This is a genomic window from Nocardiopsis nanhaiensis (assembly GCF_054778635.1).
In genome coordinates this window covers 1-6856 of the sequence record NZ_BAAGZJ010000147.1, presented here as the reverse complement: position 1 = coordinate 6856, position 6856 = coordinate 1, and the positions used below count along the sequence as shown (strand labels likewise).

The 6856-nt window shown below is 68.4% G+C and carries 6 protein-coding genes; 1 reads left to right on the top strand and 5 read right to left on the bottom strand.

What is annotated here, in order from left to right; genetic code table 11:
* Positions 1-131 precede the first annotated feature (131 nt).
* From ACYVD1_RS34100 to ACYVD1_RS34080, 5 genes are all read right to left on the bottom strand, one after another.
* Positions 132-1703, bottom strand: a complete 1572-nt coding sequence (locus ACYVD1_RS34100; RefSeq protein ID WP_460778609.1) for a long-chain-fatty-acid--CoA ligase — start codon at positions 1701-1703, stop codon at positions 132-134.
* Between the two features lie 106 nt (positions 1704-1809).
* On the bottom strand, positions 1810-2700 hold the full coding sequence (locus ACYVD1_RS34095) for an amidohydrolase family protein (protein WP_460778608.1): 891 nt from the start codon (positions 2698-2700) through the stop codon (positions 1810-1812).
* Positions 2701-2829: 129 nt separating this feature from the next.
* Positions 2830-3498 carry a hypothetical protein gene (locus tag ACYVD1_RS34090; RefSeq protein ID WP_460778607.1) on the bottom strand — a complete coding sequence of 223 codons (669 nt, stop codon included), beginning with the start codon at positions 3496-3498 and terminating at the stop codon, positions 2830-2832.
* 86 nt (positions 3499-3584) lie between these two features.
* A complete protein-coding gene (locus ACYVD1_RS34085) occupies positions 3585-4424 on the bottom strand; it encodes an EamA family transporter (RefSeq protein ID WP_460778606.1) in 840 nt (279 codons plus the stop codon).
* Positions 4425-4638: 214 nt separating this feature from the next.
* Positions 4639-5121 (bottom strand): Lrp/AsnC family transcriptional regulator, encoded by a 483-nt coding sequence (locus ACYVD1_RS34080; RefSeq protein WP_460778605.1) that lies wholly within the window; start codon positions 5119-5121, stop codon positions 4639-4641.
* A gap of 189 nt (positions 5122-5310) precedes the next feature.
* Between ACYVD1_RS34080 and ACYVD1_RS34075 the strand changes: the two genes are divergently transcribed.
* Positions 5311-6582, top strand: a complete 1272-nt coding sequence (locus ACYVD1_RS34075; RefSeq protein ID WP_460778604.1) for an MFS transporter — start codon at positions 5311-5313, stop codon at positions 6580-6582.
* Positions 6583-6856: the final 274 nt, after the last annotated feature.

The following is a 6856-nucleotide window of genomic DNA, read 5'->3' as shown; positions in this document are numbered from 1 at the left end:
CGGGTTGGTCATCAGCGTCTCGACAGCGCACATGATCACGCGAAGGCCGTTGTTGTGTCCGGGGAACGGGAAAGCCCGTGACCGAGATGTTGTGCGGTCACGGGCTCGAGGTTAAACGACAAGCTAGTGCCCTACTGCCGCGTGACGGCGGAGGCTCCACCGCGCAGCACGAACTTCTGGATCTTTCCGGTTGCGGTCTTGGGCAGCTGTTCCACGAACTCCACCTGGGTGGGCGCCTTGAAGTGCGCGAGGTTGTCGCGGGCGAAGGCGATGATCTCCTCCTCCGTCACCGAGGCACCCTCCTGCAGCACCACGGAGGCGCGCGGGGTCTCGCCCCAGCGCTCGTGCGGGACACCCACGATCGCCACCTCCAGAACGTCCGGGTGGCGGAGGAGGACCCCCTCGACCTCGACCGAGGAGATGTTCTCCCCACCCGAGATGATCACGTCCTTGAGGCGGTCCTGGATCTCCACATAGCCGTCCGGGTGGGTGACTGCCGCGTCGCCGGTGCGGAACCAGCCGTCGCCCATCGCCTTCTCCGTGGCCTCGGGGTCGTTGTAGTAGCCCTGCATCACGACGTTTCCGCGCACGGTGATCTGGCCGACCGTCTTCCCGTCCTTGGGCACCACGGCGCCCTCGTCGTCGACCACGCGCAGCTCACCGGAGGTGATGAGTTCGACGCCTTGGCGTGCTTTGACCGCGCCGCGTTCGCGCGCGGACAGCTCCCGGTGCTCGGGCAACGGCTCGCAGACGGTGATGAACGGGGTGGTCTCGGTGAGCCCGTACACGTGGGTGACGGTCCAGCCGAAGTCCCCTTCCAGCCGCTCGATGGTCTCGGCCGCGGGTGAGGCGCCGGCGGTGACCACGTGCACGCCGGGCGGGACCGAGCCGCGGGTCTCAGCGGGAGTGTTGGACAGCATGATCAGCACTGTGGGAGCCGCGCACAGCCAGGTGACTTCCTCGATTCGGATGAGTTCGAACACCTTCGCCGGATCCATGGCGGGCAGGCACACGTGCGTGCCCCCGGCCGCCGTGACCGTCCAGGTGTAGGTCCACCCGTTTGCGTGGAACATCGGCAGTGTCCACAGGTACTTCTCGCCCAGCCCGATCCGCAGGTGCAGCAGGGTACCCACCGAGTTCATGTACGCGTTGCGGTGGCTGATCATCACACCCTTGGGACGCGCGGTCGTCCCCGAGGTGTAGTTGATGGTCAGGAGGTCCGTTTCGGAGATCTCCGGGCGTTCGTAGTCGGGGGAGGCCGCGGCGACCAGGGACCCGTAGTCCTCCCAGCCGGGCCGGGCGCCCTCCAGCGCGATGAACCGTTCCACCTCCGGCATCTGGTCGCGCACGCTGTCGACGGCGTCGAGCTGGTCGGCGTGCACGCACAGCACCTTGGCGCCGGAATGGTTGACGATGTAGACGAAGTCGTCGGCGGTCAGACGGAAGTTGACCGGCACGAGGACCGCGCCCAGCTGGGGGACCGCGTAGAACGACTCGAGCTGGGCGTGGGTGTTGGGGGCGATGTAGGCGACCCGGTCGCCCTTCGCCACCCCCATGCCCTGGAGTGCTGACGACCAGCGGTCGCAGCGGTCGAAGAACTGCTCATAGGTCAGCCGGAACTCCCTGTCGACCACGGCCTCGCGGTGCGGGTGCAGCCTGCGGGTGCGACGGGCGAACTCCAGGGGGGTCAGGGCGAGTTCCATGGTGGCCTCTCTCTGTGGTGCTTCTTCTGGTCTGGTCTCTCTGTGCGGCTCGGTACCCGGTGCGGTGCGCTGTGCGCTACCCGGCGCGGAGCATGGTGCGCGGACGTCACACACCGAACAGCCCGGCGGCGTTGTCGTGCAGTACGCCCCTCAGCCATTCGTCGCCCAGGTCCAGGTCGGCAAGGGACCGGAGCTGCTGGACGTACGCGTAGGGGATGTTCGGAAAGTCGGTACCCAAGAGGACCCGGTGTCCGAACTCCCGGAGGCGGGGAAGCTCGGAGCGGGGGAAGGGGGACTGGCTCTCGACGAAGGGTGTGAACGCCATGGTGGTGTCCAGGTGGACGCGGTCGTGCCGTTCGACCAGGTCCAGGAAGGCCGTGTACTCGGGTAGGCCCGCGTGGGCGATCACCGCGGTCAGGTCCGGGTGGGCGCGGAGTACCCCGGCGAAGGGTTCGGGACCGGTGAACTCGCCCGGGACCGGGCCGGAGGCGCAGTGCACCACCACGGGGGTCCCGGAGTCGGCCAGGGCACCCCAGACATCGGCGAGCAGGGGGTCGCGGGGGTCGTAGGCCCCGACCTGGAGGTGGGCCTTGAAGATCCGTGTGCCCGAGCCGATGGCTTCGGCCACGTAGTCCTTGGCGGCGGGTTCGGGGTAGAAGGTGGCGCTGCGCAGCGAGTCGGGGTGCTGGTCGGCGAAGTCGGCGGCCCAGTTGTTGAGCCAGGTGGCCATGTCGGGCCGGTGGGGGTAGGAGAGCGCGGTGAAGTACCGGACCCCGAACCGCCTCAGCAGGTCGACGCGCTCGTCCTGGGCCACCCGGTAGTTGATGGGCCAGACGCCCTCCCCGACGGAGTCGAAGTAGGACCAGACCTTGCGCAGAACCTTGTCGGGCATGAAGTGCGTGTGCACGTCCACGAGACCCGGAAGGCCGAGTGAGCGCCAGATCTGGCGGATCTCGGCGCTCTCGTCGACCCCGGACAGTGGTGAGATTCCAGTCACATCGGCCACTCTATGCCGGACCCGAGTCTCGTTCTGGGCCGGGGCACGGGAATGTCGAGCACATGAATCCGGGGCGCGGCCGGGCGTGGTCGGACGCGGTTGGGCGAAGGAGGGCGGGGTCGGCCTTGGTCAGGCCTGGTCGATCGAGGTCGCCGTGAGGAAGAAGGACATGGACAGTTGCGCGTCGTCCCACTCGTCGGTGGGGCAGGAGGAGCTGATGATGAGCTCGGAGTCGCCGATCCACTGCGTACCGGTCCGCAGGGTGCGGTTGAACTCGGGGGTGTCGAACGAGACCTGCCTGGTCTCGAACTCGTACATCTCCCCCGACTCCGCCATGACCTCGTACGGCTCGGTGCTCTCTTCGGTCATCGGGGTCCCCTCCTGCTCGGCGACGGAGTCGAAGAACCGGTCGACGGTGTCCATGGGCTCCTGACCGCTCTGCTGTGCCTGCTCGGCCCCGGACTCCTGGCGGAGGATGATGTCGCAGCCGGTACCGTCCAGCATGGCCTGGTGCATGTTGCTGTCGGGGTCGTAGCTGTTCGTCCATTCGGTGCCGCTGGCGGGCAGCCACTGGGGTTCGCTGCCAGGGGCAGCAGACTCGGATTCGACCGGGTCCGGCCCCTCCGAGGTGTTATCGGTCGGGGGGTCGGCCACGGGGGTCTCGACGCTTTCGTTGTCCTGGGGGCCCTCGGTGTTGGCCAAGCCGACGGGCACCAGGCCGCAGCCGGTCAGCATCAGGCCTGCGCCGAGGGTCGCGATGAGGGAAACGGGGCCGGAGAAACGCTTTTTCGTCTGCATACCCGTTGGGACCCCCGGCGGCGGGGACTGGTTGCTGAGTACGTGTACTCAATTGGGTCCGGCGGGTGCACCCGGCCGTGGCGGGGTCAGAGGGCCAGGAGCAGGACACCGGTCACGACGACGGCCGACGCGATGATCCGGACCGGGCCGAAGCGCTCCCGGAAGAACAGCAGACCGATCACCGCGGCGAAGACGATGCTGGTCTCCCGCAGCGCCGCGATCCCCGCGACCGCGCCCGACAGCTGCGCCCACAGGACCAGGCCGTAGGCGCCCGCGCTGACCGCGCCGCCGATCAGGCCGACCTTCCAGATCGGTCGGAGCTGCTCGACCAGTTTCCGTCGCCGCGTGGCCACCGCGACCAGGAAGAACACGGGCCCCTGGAGCATCATGATCCAGGTGATGTAGCCGACCGGGTCCTGGGTGAGGCGCACGCCGTAGGCGTCCACCACGGTGTACGACGCGATGGCCAACCCGGTCGCGAAGGCGGCCAGTAGCGCGGGCAGGTGCTGGCGCCGGGGCAGGCCGCCCGCGAACACCAGCACCATCAGGCCGCCCGAGATCACCAGGACCCCGGCGAGCTCTGACGGAGGAAGCCTCTCCCCCAGCAGGACCACGCCGATGACAGCGACCACCCACGGGGCAGTGCCGCGCGCCAGCGGGTAGACCTGCCCGAAGTCGCCGGTCCGGTAGGACAGCATCAACAGGGTGAGGTACAGCAGGTGCGTGGCGAGGGACCCGAGTAGGAGCGGCCAGGCCTCGCGCGGCGGCATCCCGACCACGAACAGCAGCGGCGCGGTTGCGAGCATGCCGCCGAGCCCGATCAACGCGAAGCCGAGCAGTCGGTCCGTGATCGCGTGCGCGATCGCGTTCCACGCTGCGTGGAGCAGCGCCGCGATCAGGACCGCGACAACAATAGGTGTGGTCACTGGATGTCTCGCCTAGGGGAAGAAGTCCCCGCAAGGCTAGGGCATGTTCGGCGGACACACACCCTGCTGCGCGTCGCCCCAGCGGCACTGTCACGGCGTTCTCATCAGTCGACAGCCAACCCCGGTTTCCATGCTCTCCCTCCCCCACGCTCCCGCCTCCCCTGTGCTTCACCGCTCCACGCTGCACCGGGGATGTGCGGCGACGCGTGGGGGCTCAGGTCAGTGGTGGATGGGTGTTGGCCGGGTCGATCTGGTTGTTGCGCAGGTGCTCGTAGACGATCGAGGCGCGTACGTCGGCGACTTCGGGGCGTTCGGTCAGCTTGTCCACGACGAAGGCGTACAGGCTGTTGTTGTCCGGTAGCGCCACGTGGACGAGGAAGTCCTCGTTCCCTGAGGTCACGAAGACCGACAGGGTGTCCGGCAGAGCCCGGACCCAGTCGCGGAAGGCCTCGATGTTGTGACGTGAGGGCTTCACGACACTCACCGTGATGAGCGCCTGCACCGGGCGGCCGATGCGTTCGAGGTCCACGTCCAGCAGTGAGCCGCGAATCACACCCTTTTCTCGCAGTGCGCGGGTCCGGTCCAGCGTTGTCGTAGGCGATGCGCCCACCGCCGCGGCCACATCCCGGTTGGTTTTTCGTGCGTCTGACTGCAGTTCGGCCAGGATCGCCGTATCTAGTTCGTCGAGATCAGCCATGGGCAGAGTTTACCCGTATTTAATACGGGAAGTTGTGTTTGACTCCGGAGCATGATTAACATTTGAGCGAAAAGGTCGTATTTGGCGCGCCAAGAAGAGATCCTTCCTCTGGCAGGCAGTGTCGCCCGCCGGTCGGCTCCGCTCAGGTGCAGCGTCGCACCAAGGCAAAACAAAGGGACGTCCGTCACCATGAGACCTTCCTCTGTAACGGCCGTCACCGACCAACCGTCGGTGCGTCCGGAACTACGGGGCCGCATCCTGGCCCTGGTCGCCATCGTCTGCGCGGCGCTCAACCTGCGTCTCGTCGTCACCTCCCTGTCCCCGCTGCTGACCACGGTGGGAGAGGCGTTCGGGTTCGCCGCCACCGTCGTCGGCGTCTTCGGTACTCTGCCGCTGGTCGCCTTCGCGGTCTTCGGCCTGGTCACCCCCGCGATCATGCGCCGCCTGGGCCCCGAGGCCACGGCGGCCCTCAGCATGTTCCTCACTGCCGTGGGCCAGTTCCTGCGCGCCTTCGCACCGGACACCGGCACCCTGCTGGTGCTCACCGGGGTCGCGCTCACCGGCGCTGCCCTGGGCAACGTCGTGCTGCCGCCGCTCATCAAGCAGTACTTCCCGGACCGGCTCGCCGCGCTCAGTACCGTCCAGATGGTCGCGATCCACGTCGGTGCCCTCTTCCCTCCCCTGGTCGCGGTCCCCCTGGCCGAGGCCGCCGGATGGCGCGTCGCCCTGGGCTCCTGGTTCCTCATCGCGCTGGCCGCGGCCGTGCTGTGGACGGTCCAGTGGCGGAGCCCCGGCGCCCCGAGAGCAGCGCTTCCCAAGGGCGGCGCCGCGCTGGCCCGTCCGATCTGGCGGGTGGGTATGGCCTGGCGAATGGCCCTGCTGTTCGGCATGGTCACCTGGAACGTCTTCACGATGTTCACCTGGCTGCCCGCCCTGCTCAGCGACGCGGGGCACAGCCCCGCCATGGCCGGGAGCATGGTCTCGCTGATGGTCGGCGCCAGCCTGCTGTTCGGCCTGGTCGCGCCCGCGGTCACCCTGCGCGCGGCCAACACCTTCCCGATCGTGGCCCTCGGACTGGTCGGTTACTCGGTCGGGTACCTCGGTGTTGCCGTGGCCCCTCAACTCGCCCCGCTGTGGGTGTTCTTCCTCGGCCTGGGCACCAGTCTGTTCGTGGTCACCATGACCATGATCAACGCCCGGAGCGCCACCCCGCAGGGGGCCGCCGCCCTGTCCGGCTTCGTCCAGGGCGCGGGCAGCGGCATCGCGCTCGGGGGACCGCTTCTGTTCGGCCTCTTCGGCGAACTCACCGGCGGCTGGACCCTGTCCTACGTGGTGGTCGCGGGTGGCTCGCTGCTCGTGGCGTTCGTCGTCGCCTACGTCGAACGCACTCCGTGGACCATCGAAGCCGCGGCGGAGGGCCGGTATCCCGGCCGCCGCGCCGCCGAGCTCCTCCATGACTAGGGCGTGTTCGGCGGGCACGTACCCTGCTGCGTGTCGCCCCAGCGGCACTGTCACTGCGCATCTCTCAGTCGACAGCCGAACCCGGGCGGGCCCCCGCTGTGCGATGCTGCCGAGCTTGCGAGGCAGTGCACAGTAGGGGAACTCCTGCTTCGGCCTTGTGCCAGCACCACTGGATACGCCCGCCCGTCGCCCGCCACCAACCCTCAACGGACGCCTACGGCGCAGCACCCCCGTTCGTCGCCCGCCACCAACCCTCAACGGACGCCTACGGCGC